Source organism: Photobacterium profundum (assembly GCF_003026285.1).
GTDB lineage: Bacteria > Pseudomonadota > Gammaproteobacteria > Enterobacterales > Vibrionaceae > Photobacterium > Photobacterium profundum.
In genome coordinates this window covers 1-21,303 of record NZ_PYOD01000012.1, presented here as the reverse complement: position 1 = coordinate 21,303, position 21,303 = coordinate 1, and the positions used below count along the sequence as shown (strand labels likewise).

The following is a 21,303-nucleotide window of genomic DNA, read 5'->3' as shown; positions in this document are numbered from 1 at the left end:
TGAGTAAGTCTTCTTTTTAACTCAGTTAGAGTCTATTCTCTGGTCTGTCTAAGCTTTTGCGATAGGCATAAAAAATGGCACAAAAGTACCATTCGTATTGAAGCAGAGATAAGCTGTTATTTTTTCGTTGTATCTCTTAATCTAAGCTTGCTGGGTACATAAGAGCGAATAGGGATTGTGCGGCCATCTCGGCTGCGTTCCATCAGCAAATTAACGCCTTGACTGCCCATTAACTCAGAATGAATTCTAAAGGTAGACAATGAAGGGAAGGTGAACTTTGCTGTGGGTATATCATTCACACTAATCAGAGTTATATCTTCTGGTATAGAGAGACCTTGCTCATGAATGGCACGCAAAACCCCAATTGCAATAGAGTCGGAAGCAATGAACAATGCTTTGGGGTGATCACCAGCAAGCATTTTTTTCGCCAGTTTATAGCCTGATGAACTAGTAAAATCACCACGATGGATATCAGCAGAAGAGACTACGCCTTTAAGCTGACCGTATTCAGTAAATGCGACCTCTCGCACATCAGACTTATTGGCACAGTCTTGCCCACCAATGAATCCAATACGATTGTAATCTTGCGCGATAAAGAAATTAATGACTTCTTGACTGATACGAGCAAGGTCGATATCGACAGAATCGAAGTCTTGATCAAAATCGGTATAGTCTACGTAAGCAATATTTGTAGATAGCGATTTTACTGTAGCAAGTTGCTCATTGGGTAAGCGACCTACTAATAATATGCCATCGATATGTTTGAGTTTATTATTAACCTTCGACTCGTACACATTGGTAAGACTAATGCCCAATTTTTCGCATTGAGTTTCAATACCGTGACGAATAGATAAATAATAAGGGTCGTTAAACTCAACATCTTGCTTGTAGTTGTATATAGCAAGGAAGTTAAGGCGTTGTTTAGTGCTAACCTTACGCGATGATGATGTTTTATATTCGAGCTTTTCTGCAATCTCAAATATTCTACGCTTTGTTTCTTCTTTTACACTGAGGCTCGGATCATCATTCAACACTCTAGAAACCGTGGCGAGCGATACGCCAGCTTCGTTTGCTATTTCCTTTAACGTTGCCATTCTTCCCTCCTGGGAGTTTATGCGTATTTACGGTTATCAGGTAGAGGATGAACATGCTTTAGAAGCTAACTTATATTACTTGTTAAGAATGCGATCGAACCGTAAACGTACTTAATACCAAAGCGCTGCATTTAAAATAAGTATAGGGATGCAGCAAAAGCCATTTTATGATGTTTTAGTAAAATTATCGACACCCTCATGCGTTTTTTACTCGTACATTTGATGATATTTTTGTATCAAATCAGCGTAACTATTCAATTACTACGCAAGTAATCGTTTACATTATCTATTGGGATATATGGCTTATATTCCACCTCTGTTATGAATCAATCCTTGTTGTTCCTCGACTTAATGGAAGTTGCGCATTTTTCGATGCGATTTATGTATTTTATATTTTAGTGGAAACGTTTACACAAGTGTGGTTTTGATCACGGATCTCAGTATGTTTTGCTTGATACACTTTTTAGCAGTTAATCGTTAATCAAGATTTGGAGAGAGATTGTGAAGGTATTAGTTACTGGTGGAATGGGTTATATCGGCAGCCATACATGTGTGCAAATGATTAATGCAGGGCTAGAGCCTATTATTCTCGATAACTTATCAAACAGTAATTCAGCAGTACTTGAAAGAGTGCATGCATTAACTGGTGTAACGCCTCTATTTTATGAGGGCGATGTACGTGACCAGACAATTCTTTCACAAATTTTTAGCGAGCAAAAAATTGACTCTGTTATTCATTTTGCAGGTTTAAAGGCGGTCGGTGAATCGGTAGAAAAGCCACTTGAATATTATGATAACAACGTTCACGGTACGCTGGTGCTTGTCGATGAAATGGTAAAAGCAAATGTGAAAAGTCTCGTCTTTAGTTCTTCGGCAACGGTTTATGGTGATCCGACTGAAATGCCAATTAACGAATTGACCCCTACAGGCGATGTTACTAACCCATATGGTCGTAGTAAATATATGGTTGAGGAATGCTTGCGTGATATCCATTTTGCCGATCCGACATGGAGCATTACGTTACTGCGCTATTTTAATCCAGTTGGTGCACACCCATCAGGTTCTATGGGCGAAGACCCGCAAGGTATTCCTAATAACTTAATGCCATTTATTGCGCAAGTTGCCGTTGGTCGTCGTGAGTACTTATCTGTATTTGGTGATGACTATCCAACTCCCGACGGTACAGGCGTTCGTGACTATATTCATGTGATGGACTTATCGGATGGTCATGTAGCGGCGCTAAATGTTGTTGGACAAAAATCAGGTTTGCATATCTACAATCTAGGCACAGGGCAGGGTAGTAGTGTATTAGAAATGGTAAATGCATTTAGCCTAGCGTGTGGCCATGATGTTGCCTATAAAATTTGTCCTCGTCGTTCAGGTGATATTGCTGAGTGTTGGGCTAATACGCAAAAAGCAGAACAAGAATTAGGTTGGAAAGCCCACTACAAGGTTACCGATATGGCACAAGATACGTGGCGTTGGCAGTCAGAAAACCCTCAGGGATATTAAACCCCATTTTCAGCAATATATTTAGTACATCAAGATATTTAAGCAGTAGGGCTAGATGCGTGAACCGCATTTATTGTGTCCATTTAAGCCTTGCTTCGTACAACTTTGAATAGGCAATTTTGATTATGTCGAATATGGATTCGAGCACAAATTTGAACAGCGACACTTTTGACGCAACCGATCATCCGCATCGTCGTTATAACCCTTTAACGGGTCAGTGGGTTTTAGTTTCACCTCATCGGGCAAAACGTCCTTGGCAGGGGGCTGATGAAACACCAGAGCCTGCAGTTGAGACACAATATGATAGTGGATGTTTCTTATGCCCAACGAATGCACGAGTGTCTGGTGATAAAAACCCAGATTATACTGGCACCTACGTATTCAATAATGATCACGCTGCGTTAACGGTTGATACACCAGACGCACCGCAATCTGATAACCCATTATTTCGTAGCGAGAGTGCTCGAGGGCTTAGCCGTGTAGTGTGTTTCTCTCCCGATCATAGCAAGACATTACCAGAATTGTCTGTACCCGCTATTCGCAGTGTTGTTGATACATGGAACGAACAGATTGAAGAGCTGGGTCAAGATTATGTTTGGGTTCAAGCTTTTGAAAATAAAGGTTCAGCGATGGGGTGCTCTCAGCCTCACCCGCATGGACAAATTTGGGCGAACAGTTTTTTACCGAATGAAATTGCCCGTAAAGACGACAATTTAAGAGCGTACTATCAAGAAAACGGCACTAACTTACTGGTTGATTACGTTAGCAGTGAAATGAAAGACGGATCTCGTACCGTGGTTGAAACTGAACATTGGATTGCTGTTGTACCTTATTGGGCTGCATGGCCATTTGAAACAATGTTAATGCCGAAAACGCATGTACGCCGTATGAATGAATTAACGGATGAGCAGCGCGATGACCTTGCGCTAGCCATGAAAAAGCTGACTAGCCGTTACGACAATCTGTTTAAGTGCTCGTTCCCGTATTCGATGGGTTGGCATTACGCCCCTTTCTTTAAAGAAGGTCAGGATAGCGACACAAGCATCGAACATTGGCAGCTTCATGCATTGTTCTATCCGCCTCTTTTGCGCTCTGCAACAGTACGTAAATTCATGGTGGGTTATGAAATGCTGGCTGAAAGTCAACGTGATTTAACCGCAGAACAAGCAGCAGACAAATTACGCGCACTGAGTGATATTCATTTTCGTGAACAATAGCAGTGAATCGCAACGTTAACCCTTATTCAACAGATTATTAGGTAGTAAGAACATGACAAAAAACAATAAATCTCAAGCCTTAATTCATAGCGTAACGTCTGTATTCACTGATCTATTGGGATATGCTCCAAGCCAAATTATTCAAGCGCCGGGTCGTGTAAACATTATTGGTGAACACACAGATTATAACGATGGCTTTGTATTACCGTGCGCGATTGATTATCAAACTATTGTGGCGGCTTCATGCCGTGAAGACAGTATCGTTCGTGTTGTTGCCGTTGATTACAGTAATGAAATAAAAGAGTTTGATTTATCTCAACCGATCACCTTTGATCAAGACTGCATGTGGATTAACTATGTGAAAGGTGTAGTGAAATGCTTATTAGAGCGTGGTTATGAATTTAATGGGGCAGACATTACGGTAAGCGGTAATGTTCCTCAGGGCGCGGGTTTAAGTTCATCTGCTGCGCTTGAAGTCGTCATTGGTCAGACATTTAAAGTGCTTTATAACTTAATGATTACTCAGCAAGATATTGCCTTAAATGGTCAACAAGCTGAAAACCAATTTGTAGGCTGTAATTGCGGCATCATGGATCAATTAATTTCTGCAGAAGGTAAAGCAAACCACGCACTATTAATTGATTGCCGAACGCTTGATACGACACCTGTATCTATGCCTGAAGATATGGCTGTGGTTATTATTAACTCGAATAAAAAACGCGGCTTAGTAGGCAGTGAATACAATACACGTCGTGAACAATGCGAAGAAGCTGCGCGTATTTTTGGTGTAAAAGCGTTACGTGACGTCACCATCGATCAATTTAATGAACGTGTGAATGAGCTTGATGAAATGGTGGCGAAGCGTGCGCGTCACGTGATTACCGAAAACGATCGTACTGAACAAGCTGCGCTTGCATTGAGTGCTGATGACATCAAGCAGATGGGGCGTTTAATGGCTGAATCTCATGCCTCTATGCGCGATGATTTTGAAATTACGGTACGTGAAGTTGATGTATTGGTTGATATGGTTAAAGAATGCATTGGTGAAGAAGGTGGCGTTCGTATGACTGGCGGTGGCTTTGGTGGTTGTATTGTCGCAGTTATGCCACCAGTATTGGTTGACAGCGTTAAAGCGGTTGTAGAAGCAAAATATGAAGCAGAAACAGGGCTGAAAGAATCTATTTACGTGTGTAAAGCCATGCCTGGTGCTGGTGAAATTGTAGACATAGCAACACTTGAATCAGTAACGGCTTAATAAGGACTGATGATGAGTAATACATTGCATCAATCTATGACACAAGATATTGCCTTTGATGGCAACCCCGCGAAGATTTTTACGTTAACAAACAGCAATGGTATGTCGGTATCGTTTATGGATATTGGCGCTACATGGTTAAGTTGTTGTGTGGATCTTGGTGAAACGACCCGCGAAGTATTACTGGGTGTTGCAACAATGAAGCAGCATCAACAGCAACAAGCCTATTTAGGGGCAACTGTTGGCCGTTATGCGAACCGTATTGAATCTGGCAGATTTGTTATTAATGATGAAACGCACCAAGTGTTGACGAATCAAGCGGGTAATTGTTTACACGGGGGGCCTGATAGTTTTACTCATCGTCGCTGGCAGGTTGAACAAGCCTGTGAGCAAACAATAGTCTTTACACTTGAATCACCCGATGGCGATCAAGGTTTTCCTGGTAAGGTCAATGCGTCTGTTTGTTATACCCTAACAGATAAAAATGAAGTGATTATCGCGTATAGTGCAACAACCGATAAAGCATGCCCGATCAACCTGACGAATCATGCTTACTTTAATTTATTGGGGGCAGATTCACAGTCAGATTGTCTTGGTCATTCGCTCATGATTCATGCTTCACAGTATTTACCTTCTGATAAGAAGGGCATTCCGGTTGGTGAATTGAAAGATGTACAGGGTACGAGCTTTGACTTCATGCAATCAAAGGAATTGAAGCAAGATTTTATGGCAGACCACGATCAGCAATTAGCCGCGGGTTATGATCATTCTTTTTTATTGGCAACAGAATGTCATCAAGGCAAAGCAATGGCAGCAAGAGTGACTTCGCCAGATGGAAAATTACGGTTAGAATTACAGACTACAAAGCCTGCTATACAGCTTTATACTGGTAATTATTTAGCGGGTTGTCCGAATAGAGAAGGCGGTGAGTACATCAACCATGCAGGTTTTGCGTTAGAAACCCAATTTTTACCTGATTCTCCCAACCACCCTGAATGGCAGCAACCGTCTTGTATTGTAAAACCTGAACAAACATATAAGCATCAAACAACGTATAGATTTTCTGTTGCGTAGCTACTCCTAGTTAAAAGCCATACCCTAAATAGAAAGGAGCCTCGACAATGAATGTTAAGGCTCTTTTTTATTGTTTACTAAACTAGCTTTTTACTTTATCGACTGATAAGCGGCGCACTAATGTTGGCATGAACATATGGGTATCGGTATCTACTTTCTCTGGCTCAATTGGTTGATTTTTATTGGCTAATTTCAATGATAATTGCGCCGCATGTTCAGCCATCATTTGAATGGGGTAGCGAATGGTTGTTAATTTTGGATGTAAATATTTCGCGATTAATCCATCATCGAAACCAATTAGCGACATGTTTTCAGGTGCTTGAATCCCATTTTCTTCCAAAATAGACAGCGAGCCCGCCGCCATATAGTCGTTATAAGCGGCGACAGCGGTAATCGGTAGGTTTTTAGCAAGCAAGTTAGTCATTGCTTGTTCGCCACCTTGCTCGTCTGGGCTGCCATATTCAATATAGCTCTCAGGGTGATGTAAACCATGTGCTTTAAGGGCTTCTTGGTAGCCGGCTTTTCGTTGTTCCGCATCTTCAATTTGGTGGTTTGAACAGACATAGGCAATATGCTGGTGGCCATGACGTATTAAATATTCAGTCGCAAGATAAGAGCCTTTATGATTATCTAACGCGATACATTTTTCGGCAATTTCTGGGATATATCGGTTAATCAGAACGAACCCTGATACTTCTTTAGCGTAGGCAATAAGTTCTTCATTAGATAAGCCCTTACTGTGAATAACTAATGATTCACAACGGCTGTTTATTAATAACTCAATTGCATCACGTTCAGTATCTGCATCGTGATAACCATTACCAATAAGAATATGTTTACCGTTGTTGCGCGCCACACCATCGATGGATTTAACCATTGAACCAAAGAAAGGGTCGGACACATCACCAACCAATACCCCCAGTGTATTCGTCGATTGACTAACCAATGCTCGTGCATTGGCATTCGGACGATAACCCAGTTTGCGCATGGCAATACTAACAGCATCAATAGCAGATTTACTTGCCTTGGGTGACTTGTTAATAACACGTGAAACCGTAGCAACAGAAACACCTGCTTCTTTTGCTACATCTTTAATAGTTGCCATACATTATCCCAATAAATATCAGTATTCTTTTTGCCTACTCTATTTAACAACGGTTGTGAAAATAACGCAAATTAAGATCATAGAGTTGATAGATAGGCTGCAACTATTCCTTGTAAATCAGCACTAAAAGTTAATGTAATCGTTTTCAGTGGAGTCTACAGAAGTGATGTAATGAACAATATAGTTAAGCCTTTATTTGGGAATTTATATCGATAAAATCATTGGTATAGAAATTGGTGCTGGGAAGGGGAGAAATAGAGATCACACAATTAATAGGAAGCTAAGCCAATATTCCTTGCAAAAAAGCGTTCAAATGATAATGTAAACGTTACCACTAAATCCTGTTGGAGTAATAAAATGGACACTATCACTTATCCAGATTTTGCAAAGTTAGATATACGCGTCGGTAAAATTATCGAAGTCGCCCGCCACCAAAATGCAGATAAGCTGTATATTGTACAAATTGATGTGGGTGAGAAGACGCTGCAAACAGTGACTAGCCTTGTGCCTTATTACACTGAAGAAGAACTGATGGGTAAGCAGGTTGTGGTGCTAACTAACTTAGCGAAAGCAAAGATGCGTGGTGAAACATCTGAATGTATGTTGTTGTGTGCAGAAACGGATGATGAATCAGAGAGTGTGCTTTTAACACCTGAACGTTTTATGCCAGCTGGTGTGAAAATCGTTTAATAATCGAAAAATAGCTTGATGTTGTTTCTAATAACAGCATGAAATAAGCCCCTTCCGTTTTGTTATGAGGGGCTTTTTACTATCTGAATTTATAAACTTAAGCTGCTATTAAATTCTTGATCCACTTGCGACTGCGTAAGCGATGTATACAAGCAAACCATTTGAAGACCGCCTCTAATAGAAACAATGCGTAGACCCATTCTGGTGGGAAGTTCAGCCAAATGGCGCCAAGGGCGGTGAGGGGAATACCGAATGCCCACTGTGTTAGCATATCTTGGTATAAACAGAATTTCACATCACCGCCAGCCCGCAATACGCCGACCACTAATGTGGTGGGCACGGAACGTAACACAACACCAAAACATAATATAATGATGAAACTTTCGGCGAGTTGGCGCGTGCCTGGTGTGAGTGCTGTGAACATATCTAATAATGGTGCTTTTAAGTTGTATAGGCCCATTGCCACCAAAAGTGAAACCAGAAAACTAATACAAGCGAAGCTAATCGCTTGATAATACACAGCGTCATAATTTTTGGCGCCAATTTGATTACCAACTAACACACCAGCTGCATTCGCAATGCCCACCAATAAGCTAAGGGAAAGGGATTCAATTGGTATAATGACTGATAATGCAGCTAAACCTTGTACGCCAGTTTGTCCCATTATTGCGGTGTAGGTAAAAAGACCAGCAGCCCAGGCTAAAAAGTTAAAAGTTGTAGGTAATGACAGTGAAAAAAACAGGGTGAACTTATCTTTATTGATGATGCGTTTTATATCGAGGAAGCTAAATGCCAATAAGTGCTGCTTACCATATAGGTAGCCATATAAGGCAATGACTTCAATCACGGAACTAAGTAGCGTGGCAATGGCTGCTCCTTTAATACCGAGTGCGGGTAATCCAAAGTGACCAAAGATCAGCACCCAATTAAGGAAGATGTTTGCAATAATACCGAGCGTACTGAACAGTGTGCTGATTCCGGGTTGATGCATTGAACGTAGCCCTGCAGACATACTACCGACACAGGCGACAGCAATCATACTGAAGCCCGTGATCATTAAATACTCACTGCCCCGCTGATTCACAAGTGCTGAGTCAGTAGCTAGTCCCATGATATGAGAAGGAAATACCAAGAAAACGCATACGGTGATTAAGGCAGTCCCCATGGTTGCAAGCCAGGTTAATGCGGTGCTCTCTCTGACCCCCTGAGTATCTTTTGCTCCCCAATATTGTGCCGTTAATAATGCTCCTCCTGTGGTAATTCCCCCTAACATAATGGTAGTAACAAAAATGGCACGGCTAGCAACACCAATGGTGGCGACATCGATTTCATCCAACTGGCTTAACATTAAAACATCAATAAGGCCTTTGCTGGAGAATAGAATACTTTGTAAGGTAATCGGAATAGCGATGGTAATGAGTGAGCGAAGAAAATGACCTTGAGTGTGTTGATAGATATTTCTGAGGATCGCTGTCATAGGAGCTTATCGTAAATGTGGAAATACTTATTTCACCACTATAAATAAGTGTTTTTTATTCTACAAGGTGAGGATGTAGGGTTTGTGATAATGAGCCGAGTAATGGTTTAGGTTAAAATAAGGACCAAAGATATATAAAGAAAAAGCCGGTAACACACTTTGTGCTATCGGCTTTTTAAGTAACGGGTTAGTAAAGGTGTACTTCGTTTAATGAGCAACTTCAAACGCCAAAGCTTTCTTTTCAACTTGGCGGAAAATCAGCGTTAGAATGCCATTCACAGCAAGGTAGAATACGCCTGCAACACTGAACACGATCAAGGTGTCATAAGTCTGGGCGTTAATACGTTGTGCGTAACCCATCAGATCCATAATCGTGATCGTGCTGGCTAGCGACGTTCCTTTAAAAACCAAGATAACTTCATTCGAATAAGCCGGTATTGCACGACGAATGGCAAAGGGTAATAAAACGCGTAGTGTCGCGACTTTATCCATACCTAAAGCACGGCATGCTTGCCATTGACCAGAAGGAATGGCGTTGAAAGCCCCTTTAAACAACTGTGTGCTGTATGCCGCCGTATTTAATGCCAAAGCTAACATCGCACAGAACCAAGGTTGGCTTAACCAATTCCAAAGAAAGCTTTCGCGTACTGCTTCAAATTGCCCTGGGCCGTAATAAATCAAGAATATTTGAACCAGTAGTGGTGTGCCTGTGAACAATGTAATAATGCCACGGCTGATCCAATGTAAACCCGTTGTTCGCATGATCAGTGTTAATGTCATTAATAACGCAAGCGTACAACCTACTAATAGAGAAACGGCTGTCAGTTCAAGACTTGTTGCCAAACCACCTAGCATTTGCCAAACATGTTGTTCATTCATGCGGTTGCTCCTTGTGGTGCGCTAAGGCCTTGAACAGTAAATTTCTTATCAATTACTTTAACCGCACGTTGTGTAATCAGTGTAATCACCAAATAAATAGCAGCAGCAGTGGCATACCAAGTAAAGGCTTCATGCGTTGCAGCAGAAGTGAGCTGTGCTTGTTTAAGTAAATCGGTTACGCCAATTAATGATACTAAGGCTGTATCTTTCAGCAGTACTAACCACTGGTTAGTCAAACCGGGTAGGGCATGCCTAACCGCTTGTGGCAAAATAATGCGAAAAAAACTATGTGCTTTACTTATACCAAGAGCACTTGCTGCTTCACGTTGACCATTATTCACCGCTTTTAATGCGCCACGTATCGTTTGAGCAGCATAAGAAGCAAAGATGAGTGACAAGGCAACGACTCCTGATACGAATGGGCTGATATCAACATAGTCACCTGTGATCATAAAGAGCACCTGACCTGAGCCGAAAAAGATAAACAGCACCACTAATATTTCAGGTAAACCACGAAGAATTGTAACGAATGCAGTTGTCGGCCAAGCTACAAGGCGGCTACGAGACATCTCGCCACTTGCAAAAATAACAGCTAAAACTAAGCCGACTAATAAACTGGTAAAAGCCAGCTGGATGGTCATCCAGCTTGCCTCTACGAGTGACATTGAGTAACCCGAAAAAACCATATTACTTACCGAAGTACTTATCGAAAATTTCTTGGTACTGGCCATTCGCTTTCACTGTTTTAAGTGCAGCATTTAATTGGTTAACCAGCTCTTCATTCTTTTTGTTTACGGCAATACCAAAACCGTTACCAAAGTATTCTTGGTTCGTGACTTGGTCGCCAACGTAAGTGAGTGTGTCGTTCTTTTTAAACCATTCAGCAACAACGGCAGTATCACCAAAGACAGAATCGATACGACCATTTTGCATATCAATAAATGCATCTTGGTAGCTTGCGTATGGCACTGTTGTTACGCCAGCCATTTGATCGATTAAATAACTTTGGTGTGTTGAACCATTTTGTACGCCTACACGCTTACCGCTTAGTGCTGCTTGGTTTGCTACTTTTCCTTCAATGGCAACGAATGCTGCTGAATTATCGTAATAAGGGTTGGTGAAGCTGACTTGCTTTTGACGTGCTTCAGTAATATCAATACCAGAGATAGCCGCATCGTAACGCTTAAATTTAAGTGCTGGAATTAAACTGTCGAATGCTTGATTGTGAAAGCTACATTTAGCGTCCATTTCTTTACAAAGCGCATTGGCTAAATCAACGTCAAAACCTTGAATTTGATTATTTTCGTCTACATATTCAAACGGAGCATAAGTCGCTTCCATCGCGAATTTAATTTCTTCCTGTGCAGCTGCATTTGCTGAAGCAAGACCAATAAGAGAAGCCAGTAAAATCTTTTTCATCGCGATACTCCGTGTATTCGTTTTTTAGGCATAGAAGAGCTTTCTGCCAAAATAAAAGGTAAATTTAAAAGGGTAATTAGTGGGCTAGGTATTCTGCGAACTCAGGGGTAGCCGGAGTAATGAATGCCTCTTTTGTGCCATGCTCTACGATGTATCCTTTTTCAAGATACAGAACATGACTTGCAATCTTTTTCGCAAAATCGACTTCATGGGTCACAACAACTTGTGTGATGCCAGTTTCGCTTAATTCGTTAATGATCTTGACGATCTGATTGGTGATTTCAGGGTCAAGTGCCGCTGTTGGTTCATCAAATAACAACACGTCAGGTTTCATCATTAGTGCGCGGGCAATCGCGACACGTTGTTGCTGGCCCCCCGATAATTGCATTGGCCATGCATCTGCTTTATCTGCCAGTTGCAGTGTTTCTAGAATCTCTATTGCTTCTTTAATTGCTTGGTCTTTATTTAGTCCTGCAACTTTAACGGGCGCTTCAATAAGGTTTTCTATGACTGTCATGTGTGGCCATAGGTTGTATTGCTGAAAAACCATACCGACTTTACGACGTAATTTAAGCCCGTCTTTTTCTTGTACTTCAGTGGCGAAGTTAAAAAACGCATCAGCGATATTCAATTCGCCGCTGTTTGCTGTTTCTAACAGGTTCAATACACGAAGTAGAGAGCTTTTACCTGCACCGCTTGGACCTAACAACACAAGGGTTTCACCTGTATTACACGTGAAGTTCACATCATGAAGAACTTGTGTGTTGCCGTAGAACTTATTGATACCGCTTACTTGAATACTCATGCTGACTTACTGCATTAATCGTCACTGGAGTCTTATACTACCTATGGTGGGTTGTTATGCAAGTAAAATGTATAAAAAATCCATTTTGTTAAATTATTGTTTCTTTAATGCTCGTTTTTTTGGGTTTATCAACTGGTTTAATCTGTTGTTTGGCGCGTTATTTGTGCTTTTATTGTTAACGAAAGATGTGGTGATGATTTTCAAGTAAGAAAGTCCATGCATTTTTTAAGTTTTTTATAGATTAGAGCTACGAATTGTTAATGTTGCTAACTAACAGAAGAATAACAATAAAATTTTTATGTATTGTTTACGTTGGTTATTATTGAATGCATACTTATTTGTAGTGAGTGAGGTAGGAACAAAGAAACTGAGGGTTATAAAGAAGGAGAATAAAAGATAAAGGCACGTTGCTGTGCCTTTGTTGTACTTAGGTTTCTGGGTTAATTGATTGCGTATTGCGGGTACTAATTCCCCCAAACTTCTATTTCTTGGAAATTATTCCAATTACTATCACTATTACCGTTGCATGTTAGCCTAATATACTTCACGTTTTTCTTTGTGATAGGAAAGCTAACAAGTGCTGTACTATTTCCTGGTGTAGTAATACTACTCACTGGTGTGTAGCTTGTACCATCAGTGCTAATCTCAACATCAACGTAGTATTGACGTTCATCACCTCTTGCTTGTGACCATTTGATTTCGCTTAAATCAGCAATATGAGTAAGCTCAATAGTAAAAGTAATATCTTGACCTTTTGCTGTCCATTTACTTATTGAATCGCCATCAATTGCCATTTGTGGAGTGTGCCCACTGCGGGTTGTTGATGCAGATACTGCTGCAATGCTTAATAACGACGGTACAGAGGGGGGGATTGAGGCATCACCTAAAAAACCGAGATAACGGCTTGCAAAAGCATTATCGTTTGCAGGGTTTAAAGATGGAAAAATATAGTCGACGCCAGTATCTGATAATCCAAACCAACGGCAAAGCGTTGCTGCCATTTGTTCTGACGATGTAGAAGGCATAAATTTGTTACCTGCTGCATTTACACCGTCATACATAAATTCAGGATATTGCCCGTAGATTTGTCCACCATTTACCGCGTTACCGACGATTAATTGGTTGCTGCCCCAACCATGATCTGTTCCTTTATTACTGTTGTTTCGAACGGTACGACCAAAATCAGACATGGTAAATGTGACCACTTTATCTTGTAGCCCTACAGACTCTAAAGATGAATGAAATGCGCTGATTGCTTCATCAATTTGTGTCAGTACACCGTCATGCTTGCCCCGTTGATTATTGTGATTATCAAAACCTCCAATAGAAATGAAGAATACTTGTCGTTGATGATTTAACTGCGTGCTAGCTTCCATTATGCGTTTCACCATTCTGCATTGATTACCTAAATAAGAGGCAGGAATAGATTCATCTGCAGGAAAATTATTCATTACACTATCAAGTTCAGCTTGAAAATCGATAATGCCTTTTAAGCGATTGATGTATTCCAAAGAAAAGTCGGAACCATAAGGTGAATTAACTAAAGTATTAAAGTTATTGTTAACAGCGTTAGAGTGACCGAGCGCATCCATTGCTCTTACACCATCACTACTAATACGTAAGTCTTGCGATGTTTGACCGCCTAGCAGCGCATTGCCACTCATCGATAAGCTTTCAGATACTGTCGCAGCATCGTTGGCTAGAATATCCATCATCATTCCAGCCCAACCATAAGGATGATATTCCGCGGTATTCCACGCAACTTGCCAGGCAATTTGTTGCTTGTTATGCGCACCTAAGCTTGCAGGACGTTTAACCGTGTCATAATTGTCTTTGTTTGTAGGCTCTAACAAGGTACCTACGTTTACTACTGCAGTCGCATTACCTTCTGTCATTAATTGCGCTAATTTCGGCATGCCACTGTTGATTGATACTTTTTGACCGCTTTCAGTATTAGGAATGGTGAGTATTTCAGCACTAGTTAAATGAATATCGGGGCGAGCAAGTACATAATTATCGTAGTTGTTGCCCGATGAAGGTACGATCATATTAAATGAATCGTTACCTCCATATAAAAACAAACAGACAATGGCTTTGTAGTCATCACCACCTGCTGCAAATGCATTACTTGGCAATGTTAGCGAAAGCGGTAATGCAGATGAAACGGAGGCTATTGCTGAACCCTTAAGAAAATTCCGACGAGAAATACTCATAATCGTTACTCCTGTACCATGAAGTTAGGGGAGATAAGGGCGAAGAAAATAATTTTAGGAACCGCCCAGTATTTTCTGTCGTGGGTATCATAAATAGCACTTAGACGCGCCTCTAGTTCGGGTATTATTTCACCATGTAAAAAGCGATTTCTGACCAATGATAGTAGTAATGCTTTGTCTTCATTGTTTGCTGCTTCTTCCATGTCTAATGGCGCAATGTACATTTCTTTTTTGTTGTTTGTTTTATTTCTGTTTTGACCATAATCTAAGGCTGTTCGGTAAAATACGTTGCTGATTTTAATGATCTGACTCCAATCAATCAGCTCAAATTCAGGTGCGGTAAGCCCTGCATTCATTAAGTAACCTTGAGGGCTATGATCGGGCGAAAAGAAATTAAAAACAGACGGTGATCCCAAAGGGTATTGGCTGAAAGTATCTTGGTAATTCATTGTGTCATAAACAATGTCACCACTTTGCCCTGGGTATGCATCCATTGCTCGATAAAAGTAGGTCATTGCTAAAAGAGGTTCTCGCATTTTTGCAATATTGATGGAGTTCTCTTTTAATACTTCTGGATCGGTAAGAATTGCTTTAATGACAGCACCAAGCTCACCGTTAGTATTGATAAATGTATTTGAAACACGCTCGACATAAGCAGGAGTGGGGTTTGAAGTAACAAAGCGTTTGATCAGTAACGTACTAATAAAAGGGGCTGTATTTTGATGTGCCATTATCACATCAAGAAATTGCTGCAATTCTTGTTCAGCGCCAACACCCTCAGGAAAGTTGTGATTTAAAATCCTCTTATTACCCATATCGTGATACATATCGTTAATTACCATGGGGGTCGATAGATTATTCCCATCTTGTTCCCAACCTGTAAATAAACGTGCAAGGTTATCTATATCATCATCGGTGTAGGTGTCTTCTGGTATGCCGTTATTGTCTAGAATATACGTACCATCAAGGTTTAATTTATGTAAACCTAAAGAGAATAATTGCATCACTTCTCGAGCATAGTTTTGATCTGGTGGTTGACCCGTCACACTTTCGGCTTTGTTACCTTCTAGGGTTAAAAACAGCCCCATAACAGGCGACCGTGTTACTTTTTCGAGTAAATCTCGATAATTACTAAACGCGTTTTCTGTCAGTAAATCGTAGAAACTTGCCATGTCTGCAGGGTAGGGAGCTAACTGTGCATCACGATCCCCTACAACCAGTATTTGGCTAAGTGCAAATGCCATACGTTGTCTTAGTTGTGCTCCTTGCCATAATGCGATATCGAACCAAGCACATACGCGCATTTCTTGCGTAACAGTATTTTTACCTCGTTGTTGAGCTTGGTAGTTTGTTTGATTTAGGTGGGACGCATAAGGTTCTACAAATTGAGCATCTATCCATGCACTTCGGTCATCAACCGCAAGAAATGTGTCAACGTCTCCCTTTTTTATTCCCATTGTTGCCATGTCTAAAAATCTTGATGCTTGACGGTAAGTTAAACCTTCCATTGTTTACCTCGTTGTTTATATGGAACGTATAATCAATTTTGTTCATATAAATTGAGTGCACCAATAATTTTTAATATGCAATTTGATTATTATGATGTTTGTGTAAAGAGTCATGTAACTGCAATGCAATATGCGTAAGAGGAATTTAATGCTGTGAAGAATAAGTATTGAAGTGAAATAGGACGTTAAATTTAGACTGTTAATGTTTCTTAGGTTACGGAAAAGTCAGGTTAATATAATTGTTCTAATCAATGTTTAATGGTGTTGACATTGAATGTGTCATACCTCACAGGTTTTAAATATATATTTGATTTACATTGATATATAAAAGGGTGATATTTTTACTTTATATATTTATTTTTTCGATGGTTAATGTATTGCGTTTGTTTTAAACATGTTTATTGAGTAACGTTGGCAAAGTCAGGCATAGTGTTTATATAAACGAATGAGTGAGGAGTAAAAAATGGATTTAACTAAATACAAAGGCATTATTTTTGATATGGATGGTACGTTAGTCGATTCAATGCCGGCGCACTTAAATGCATGGCAAGAGACATGTGAAGCGTTTGATATTCCATTTGATCGAGAGTGGTTTTATACCTTAGGGGGAATGCCAACCATTAAAACGGCGTATGCAATAAATGAAAAATATCAATTAGATTGCGACCCAGTATTATTAGCCGAAAGTAAGCTGCGTATCTTTGATGATATTCCCCACAAAGGAGATCTCATTCCAGCAACGTTTAACGTGCTAAAGCAACAGAAAGCATTATCTAAAAAGATAGCTATTGGTACTGGTTGCCAACGTCGCCATGCTGATGAACTATTGGAAGTAACGGGCTTAATGCCTTACCTTGATGCGGTGGTTACGTCGAATGATGTTGAAAATCATAAGCCCAATCCAGATACTTTTTTAGAAGCAGCTAAGCGTATTGGGATCGAGCCTAAAAATTGCATTGTCTTTGAAGACACTGAGTTAGGTCGTTCTGCTGCTATTTCAGCTGGTATGGATTGCTATTTAGTTACTGAAGGTCAGATTGCTGAGTTTAAATCTGCATAATGTCATTTAGATAACTAGCCTAGTCAATATAACGAGCTTGTAATCATAGAGGTCTCTCGCAACTTTTATCGCTATCCGTTATTCTTACCGCTCAACAAGCAGTAATGATGATGCAATGACAAATAAAGATAATAAGCAGGAACCTCGCCACAGTAAGTTATCCTCTGACGGCCATAGAAAAGGTAAACGAAAAGATGAACAACACGGTATGTCAGAAGCTCGGTTTTGGACCCAGCGCTTAGGTAAAACGGGGATAAGAGCATTACACATTTTAGGAATCGCAGCCTCTAGTGGTGGAATCCTTTATGGTGTCGATAAAGCGTTATGGGTAGGCTGGTGGATGCTTGCTATGTCGACAGGTATGATTATGATGTTAATGGAGATCTTACGTTCCCGATTGTGGCTTATCCAGTTAAAAGGGGTGCTTACCTTTGTTAAGCTACTTTTGTTAGCGTCTTTTTGGGTAATACCACAACACAAGCCTGAGCTTTTTATCACTATATTAGTGATGTCAGTTTTTATCTCTCATGGTCCTGCTGGCTTGCGCCATTATTCCATTTGGCATCGTCGACGTATTGATGAAAAACGCAATATGAATGGTTAAGCAAAAAAGTGATAAAAAAGCGAAGCTAAACAGTATTTTTTTGCGAAAGTTTTTTCTGCTATTACACTTATACCTAAGAGGCTTGCTCTGTGGGAATTTATTATCCTACATTTTTAAGTAACTAGGGATATTAGATAATAAGGAGAGACTCAGTGAAATCATTGCTCAGTGTTATTGTTGCACTATTCGTACTTACAGGCTGTTCAAAGTCAGTTGATCAGCAAGCAGATGATTACGTTGATGTAAGTTATACCTTATGCGGTACAAAGGTTAAGGCATTCTCTCAAGGTGATGATGGGAAAATTCGTGTTATCTGTGAAAATGACAGCTATTTTGTGGTGAAAAATCAAGATACATTAACTTATATGCATGAATTAAACGGTGCTTATTGTTTAGGGCTAGGCTTTGCTGTGTTCACCGAGCGGAGTAATTATTATACATTTACTTGCTCAAACGATAAAAATTTCAACATACCAAAATAACAATTAATGTTATAAACCATCCTAAATAAAAACCGCAATTGAACGCGGTTTTTGTCTACTTCCCTCATAATGTTAAAAGTATCAAAAAATATCCGTTATATAAAGTTCAGACTTTAGGCTGATTTTGCGCGCAAAAAACAATCAAAAGCTGCATTTATTGTACAAAATAAAACTCAGGTATTCATCATGGTTATATCTTCTTGTGAGTTATATTATCTCAGTGATTCATCCTGAAATGTAACCAGATATTAATATTTGTTTCTCTATGTGTATTTAATGTATATTCCCACCTTTAAAAATTAACAGTTCAATTGATTGCTACCGATGGATCAATTCAACAAGGAAGAAAATGCAAAATACAACAAATCTCATTACTAATGATGCAGTGGTTATGGGGCTACTCGCTGCTATTCTTGGTCTGGTATTTATTACAGAAAAGAGTGAACATCCGTTTTGGAAGAAATTCTATAAGTTTGTACCAGGTTTGTTACTTTGTTATTTCTTACCTTCATTACTGAATTCATTCGGTTTGATTGATCCTAGCTCATCGAAATTGTATTTTGTTGCCAGTCGTTACTTACTACCAGCGGCACTCGTATTACTTATTATCTCGGCTGACTTAAAAAAAATTGCAGGTCTTGGCTCAAAAGCAATCATCATGTTCTTAACGGGTACGTTTGGCATTATGATTGGTGGACCGATTGCCATCATTCTTATTGATCAAATAAACCCTGATCTTGTAAGCGGTGATGTTTGGCGTGGTTTAACAACCGTCGCTGGGTCGTGGATTGGTGGCGGTGCTAACCAAGCAGCAATGAAAGAAGTATTCAATGTTGATGATAACTTGTTCTCTGCGATGATTACTGTTGATGTCATTTGTGCCAATATTTGGATGGCAATCCTATTGGTTATGGCTGGTAATCAAAAACGGATGGATAAATGGTTAAAAGCCGATACAAGCTCAATTGATGACCTTAAAGAAACGGTCACTAAATATGAAAAAGAGAATGCACGACCAATTACCACAGCTGATGTCATGCTTGTTATTGCTGTCAGCTTTGGTTTAACAGGCTTAGCACATTTTTTCAGTGACAAGATTGCACCTTGGATCCAAATCAATGCACCAGAATTAGCGAAATATAGCCTTACTTCTGGATTCTTCTGGTTAATCGTTTTAGTTACCACATTCTCGTTGATTGCTTCATGCCTACCCGCAACACGTAGACTGGAGCATGCTGGTGCATCAAAAGTCGGTTCTGGTTTTATTTATATCCTTGTTGCCACGATTGGTATGAATATGGATATTACCGCCATTTTTGATAATCCTGGCTACTTCTTCATAGGTATTACTTGGTTATCTATTCATGCTATTTTGATGATAACGGTAGCTAAGCTAATTCGTGCTCCATTGTTCTTCATGGCAGTTGGTAGCCAAGCAAATGTTGGTGGTGCAGCATCTGCGCCAGTCGTTGCTGCAGCTTTTCACCCATCATTAGCACCTGTAGGTATTCTTCTTGCTGTATTTGGTTACGCATTAGGTACATACGGCGCATATGTCAGTGGTTTAATGATGCAATGGGCTGCTAACTTTGGCATGTGATTTCTAGATATTAAAACGATAAAATAGCCGCTTTTATTAGCGGCTCTTTATTGATATTAGTTGGTCTTTGGCTGATTAACTAACGTTATTTAAGTGGTATAACCTGGTGCTAATGTTGCGCTATTGACTTGGTATAGGGCTTGATGATTTCCCAGTGTCAGCTGATACCCTACGGTTTTATGCAAGCTTCTATTTTTACTGCAATCTACTTCCCATTTACGAAGTAAATAACCCGCTAAAGCCGCGCGAGTTTCAATCACTCTTTTTCCATCAACCATCTCATAATCGAGCTCGATAGCTTCAGGGTTACATTGCTCAGGGTGGGGGATTAACTCTAGGTTAATAAATTTTTGCCACTGACGGTCTTCTGCAATAAGTTCGTGATGGTGCGGTGCTTCATGAAGAATGATTGCATTGGTAACACGGTTACATACAACATCCATAAATCGCTCATTCTTGCGATCATACGAACGTACATGCCAGCGATTACCTGAATCAACAAGGCTGTGTGGGGCGATAATTCGGCTCGATTTACCACTGGACGTTGAAATGTATTCCACTTCAATTAATTTGTTTCTATAAATGCCTTCACATAACGTCGCCATAATCGGTGTTTTCGGTAAGGTGAGTAATTGAGGTGATTCACAGCAGATTGGAAACGCTTGGTGGCCAGAAAATCCATCACCATAACCCAAGGAGACTGTTGCTAACGTTTTCTCTAGATCGAGTGTAAACAGTGGCGAGAACGTATTTTGCTTATAATACTTTTTTGAGCGCATATCCAGCTTTAGGTTATCTGGTAACATCTCTTTATATAAGGCTAAATCGCGAGTCGTTGCTGCGTGTCCTACTGCAAACCTATCTATCAAATCCTTACGTGTGACTTCACCAAAAAAATACAGTGCAAAATCAATAAACGCCAAACGCTCTCGTTGAGCTGAACCAATAGTGTTTAGCTTTTGAAGAATATCTTGTGGCTGCTCGTGATGTTGAAAAGTCATGGTTATTTATCCAGTGGTTTTGTTATTTCACTATATACCTAAAATGAGTAGATGCAATACTGAAAAAGTTAAATGGCGATTTCATTCCAAAAGTTGTGAGTACAACGTTCTTCTTTTTAGAGTGGTATCTAACTTTATTGCCATCCGCGGCCAAAAATTTGACCTTCTGGGTAATCATTATTCAAGTGAAATGTTGAAAGTATTGATTTTATATACTGTTGAATGTATTTATAAATTAATGTTCTCTTTTTAATTTATAAATAGTTACGAAAAGATTGAAAAGCATTAAATTTAATATTATATAAAGA

Annotated in this window: 19 protein-coding genes; 9 read left to right on the top strand and 10 right to left on the bottom strand. The window is 39.9% G+C overall.

The window, feature by feature from the left end; genetic code table 11:
• Positions 1–116: 116 nt before the first annotated feature.
• Positions 117–1,094, bottom strand: a complete 978-nt coding sequence (gene ebgR, locus C9J48_RS20555; RefSeq protein WP_006232102.1) for a transcriptional regulator EbgR — start codon at positions 1,092–1,094, stop codon at positions 117–119.
• A gap of 501 nt (positions 1,095–1,595) precedes the next feature.
• On the opposite strand from ebgR, the gene galE reads away from it, so the two are divergent.
• From galE to galM, 4 genes are all read left to right on the top strand, one after another.
• The gene (gene galE / locus C9J48_RS20550) at positions 1,596–2,606 is read left to right on the top strand and encodes a UDP-glucose 4-epimerase GalE (RefSeq protein ID WP_006232101.1); all 1,011 of its coding nucleotides are present in this window, start codon (positions 1,596–1,598) and stop codon (positions 2,604–2,606) included.
• Positions 2,607–2,731: 125 nt separating this feature from the next.
• Positions 2,732–3,823, top strand: a complete 1,092-nt coding sequence (locus C9J48_RS20545; protein WP_006232100.1) for a UDP-glucose--hexose-1-phosphate uridylyltransferase — start codon at positions 2,732–2,734, stop codon at positions 3,821–3,823.
• Between the two features lie 52 nt (positions 3,824–3,875).
• Positions 3,876–5,078: a galactokinase gene (gene galK, locus C9J48_RS20540; RefSeq protein ID WP_006232099.1), complete on the top strand. Its 1,203-nt coding sequence runs from the start codon at positions 3,876–3,878 to the stop codon at positions 5,076–5,078.
• Between the two features lie 6 nt (positions 5,079–5,084).
• The gene (galM, locus tag C9J48_RS20535; RefSeq protein ID WP_373456050.1) at positions 5,085–6,152 is read left to right on the top strand and encodes a galactose-1-epimerase; all 1,068 of its coding nucleotides are present in this window, start codon (positions 5,085–5,087) and stop codon (positions 6,150–6,152) included.
• An 82-nt stretch (positions 6,153–6,234) separates the two neighbouring features.
• On the opposite strand, the gene C9J48_RS20530 is transcribed toward galM, so the two are convergent.
• Entirely contained in the window at positions 6,235–7,257 is a 1,023-nt protein-coding gene (locus C9J48_RS20530; protein WP_006232097.1) for a substrate-binding domain-containing protein, read from the bottom strand.
• A 357-nt stretch (positions 7,258–7,614) separates the two neighbouring features.
• Here C9J48_RS20530 and C9J48_RS20525 point away from each other — a divergent pair, with 357 nt between their 5' ends.
• Positions 7,615–7,947, top strand: a complete 333-nt coding sequence (locus tag C9J48_RS20525) for a tRNA-binding protein (RefSeq protein ID WP_006232096.1) — start codon at positions 7,615–7,617, stop codon at positions 7,945–7,947.
• Positions 7,948–8,044: 97 nt separating this feature from the next.
• Here the strand turns inward: C9J48_RS20525 and C9J48_RS20520 are convergent, their stop codons facing one another.
• From C9J48_RS20520 to C9J48_RS20490, 7 genes are all read right to left on the bottom strand, one after another.
• A complete protein-coding gene (locus C9J48_RS20520) occupies positions 8,045–9,424 on the bottom strand; it encodes an MATE family efflux transporter (RefSeq protein WP_006232095.1) in 1,380 nt (459 codons plus the stop codon).
• 207 nt (positions 9,425–9,631) lie between these two features.
• Positions 9,632–10,303: an arginine ABC transporter permease ArtM gene (gene artM / locus C9J48_RS20515; RefSeq protein WP_006232094.1), complete on the bottom strand. Its 672-nt coding sequence runs from the start codon at positions 10,301–10,303 to the stop codon at positions 9,632–9,634.
• A complete protein-coding gene (gene artQ / locus C9J48_RS20510) occupies positions 10,300–10,989 on the bottom strand; it encodes an arginine ABC transporter permease ArtQ (protein ID WP_006232093.1) in 690 nt (229 codons plus the stop codon). The genes artM and artQ overlap by 4 nt, the downstream gene beginning before the upstream one ends.
• A gap of 1 nt (position 10,990) precedes the next feature.
• Positions 10,991–11,722, bottom strand: coding sequence for an arginine ABC transporter substrate-binding protein (locus C9J48_RS20505; RefSeq protein WP_006232092.1), 732 nt, complete (start codon positions 11,720–11,722; stop codon positions 10,991–10,993).
• Between the two features lie 76 nt (positions 11,723–11,798).
• On the bottom strand, positions 11,799–12,527 hold the full coding sequence (artP, locus tag C9J48_RS20500; RefSeq protein WP_006232091.1) for an arginine ABC transporter ATP-binding protein ArtP: 729 nt from the start codon (positions 12,525–12,527) through the stop codon (positions 11,799–11,801).
• A 464-nt stretch (positions 12,528–12,991) separates the two neighbouring features.
• A complete protein-coding gene (locus C9J48_RS20495; protein ID WP_006232089.1) occupies positions 12,992–14,740 on the bottom strand; it encodes a DUF1501 domain-containing protein in 1,749 nt (582 codons plus the stop codon).
• 5 nt (positions 14,741–14,745) lie between these two features.
• Entirely contained in the window at positions 14,746–16,248 is a 1,503-nt protein-coding gene (locus C9J48_RS20490) for a DUF1800 domain-containing protein (protein ID WP_006232088.1), read from the bottom strand.
• 463 nt (positions 16,249–16,711) lie between these two features.
• Between C9J48_RS20490 and C9J48_RS20485 the strand changes: the two genes are divergently transcribed.
• The 4 genes from C9J48_RS20485 (at position 16,712) to C9J48_RS20470 (ending at position 19,994) form a co-directional block, all read left to right on the top strand.
• Complete coding sequence (locus C9J48_RS20485; RefSeq protein ID WP_006232087.1) at positions 16,712–17,308, top strand: HAD family hydrolase; 597 nt, start codon at positions 16,712–16,714, stop codon at positions 17,306–17,308.
• A 115-nt stretch (positions 17,309–17,423) separates the two neighbouring features.
• Entirely contained in the window at positions 17,424–17,912 is a 489-nt protein-coding gene (locus C9J48_RS20480; RefSeq protein WP_006232086.1) for a hypothetical protein, read from the top strand.
• A 152-nt stretch (positions 17,913–18,064) separates the two neighbouring features.
• Positions 18,065–18,394: a membrane lipoprotein lipid attachment site-containing protein gene (locus C9J48_RS20475; protein ID WP_006232085.1), complete on the top strand. Its 330-nt coding sequence runs from the start codon at positions 18,065–18,067 to the stop codon at positions 18,392–18,394.
• A gap of 349 nt (positions 18,395–18,743) precedes the next feature.
• Positions 18,744–19,994 (top strand): DUF819 family protein, encoded by a 1,251-nt coding sequence (locus C9J48_RS20470; protein WP_006232084.1) that lies wholly within the window; start codon positions 18,744–18,746, stop codon positions 19,992–19,994.
• Positions 19,995–20,083: 89 nt separating this feature from the next.
• On the opposite strand, the gene C9J48_RS20465 is transcribed toward C9J48_RS20470, so the two are convergent.
• Positions 20,084–20,995: a WYL domain-containing protein gene (locus C9J48_RS20465; protein WP_006232083.1), complete on the bottom strand. Its 912-nt coding sequence runs from the start codon at positions 20,993–20,995 to the stop codon at positions 20,084–20,086.
• Between the last annotated feature and the right edge of the window lie 308 nt (positions 20,996–21,303).

What these genes read in the sequence shown, in the direction of transcription:
- ebgR (WP_006232102.1), bottom strand. Translation starts at nt 1,094, where the DNA reads ATGGCAACGTTAAAGGAAATAGCAAACGAAGCTGGCGTATCGCTCGCC.
- C9J48_RS20545 (WP_006232100.1), top strand. Translation starts at nt 2,732, where the DNA reads ATGTCGAATATGGATTCGAGCACAAATTTGAACAGCGACACTTTTGAC.
- galK (WP_006232099.1), top strand. Translation starts at nt 3,876, where the DNA reads ATGACAAAAAACAATAAATCTCAAGCCTTAATTCATAGCGTAACGTCT.
- C9J48_RS20530 (WP_006232097.1), bottom strand. Translation starts at nt 7,257, where the DNA reads ATGGCAACTATTAAAGATGTAGCAAAAGAAGCAGGTGTTTCTGTTGCT.
- C9J48_RS20525 (WP_006232096.1), top strand. Translation starts at nt 7,615, where the DNA reads ATGGACACTATCACTTATCCAGATTTTGCAAAGTTAGATATACGCGTC.
- C9J48_RS20520 (WP_006232095.1), bottom strand. Translation starts at nt 9,424, where the DNA reads ATGACAGCGATCCTCAGAAATATCTATCAACACACTCAAGGTCATTTT.
- artM (WP_006232094.1), bottom strand. Translation starts at nt 10,303, where the DNA reads ATGAATGAACAACATGTTTGGCAAATGCTAGGTGGTTTGGCAACAAGT.
- artQ (WP_006232093.1), bottom strand. Translation starts at nt 10,989, where the DNA reads ATGGTTTTTTCGGGTTACTCAATGTCACTCGTAGAGGCAAGCTGGATG.
- C9J48_RS20505 (WP_006232092.1), bottom strand. Translation starts at nt 11,722, where the DNA reads ATGAAAAAGATTTTACTGGCTTCTCTTATTGGTCTTGCTTCAGCAAAT.
- artP (WP_006232091.1), bottom strand. Translation starts at nt 12,527, where the DNA reads ATGAGTATTCAAGTAAGCGGTATCAATAAGTTCTACGGCAACACACAA.
- C9J48_RS20495 (WP_006232089.1), bottom strand. Translation starts at nt 14,740, where the DNA reads ATGAGTATTTCTCGTCGGAATTTTCTTAAGGGTTCAGCAATAGCCTCC.
- C9J48_RS20490 (WP_006232088.1), bottom strand. Translation starts at nt 16,248, where the DNA reads ATGGAAGGTTTAACTTACCGTCAAGCATCAAGATTTTTAGACATGGCA.
- C9J48_RS20485 (WP_006232087.1), top strand. Translation starts at nt 16,712, where the DNA reads ATGGATTTAACTAAATACAAAGGCATTATTTTTGATATGGATGGTACG.
- C9J48_RS20480 (WP_006232086.1), top strand. Translation starts at nt 17,424, where the DNA reads ATGACAAATAAAGATAATAAGCAGGAACCTCGCCACAGTAAGTTATCC.
- C9J48_RS20470 (WP_006232084.1), top strand. Translation starts at nt 18,744, where the DNA reads ATGCAAAATACAACAAATCTCATTACTAATGATGCAGTGGTTATGGGG.
- C9J48_RS20465 (WP_006232083.1), bottom strand. Translation starts at nt 20,995, where the DNA reads ATGACTTTTCAACATCACGAGCAGCCACAAGATATTCTTCAAAAGCTA.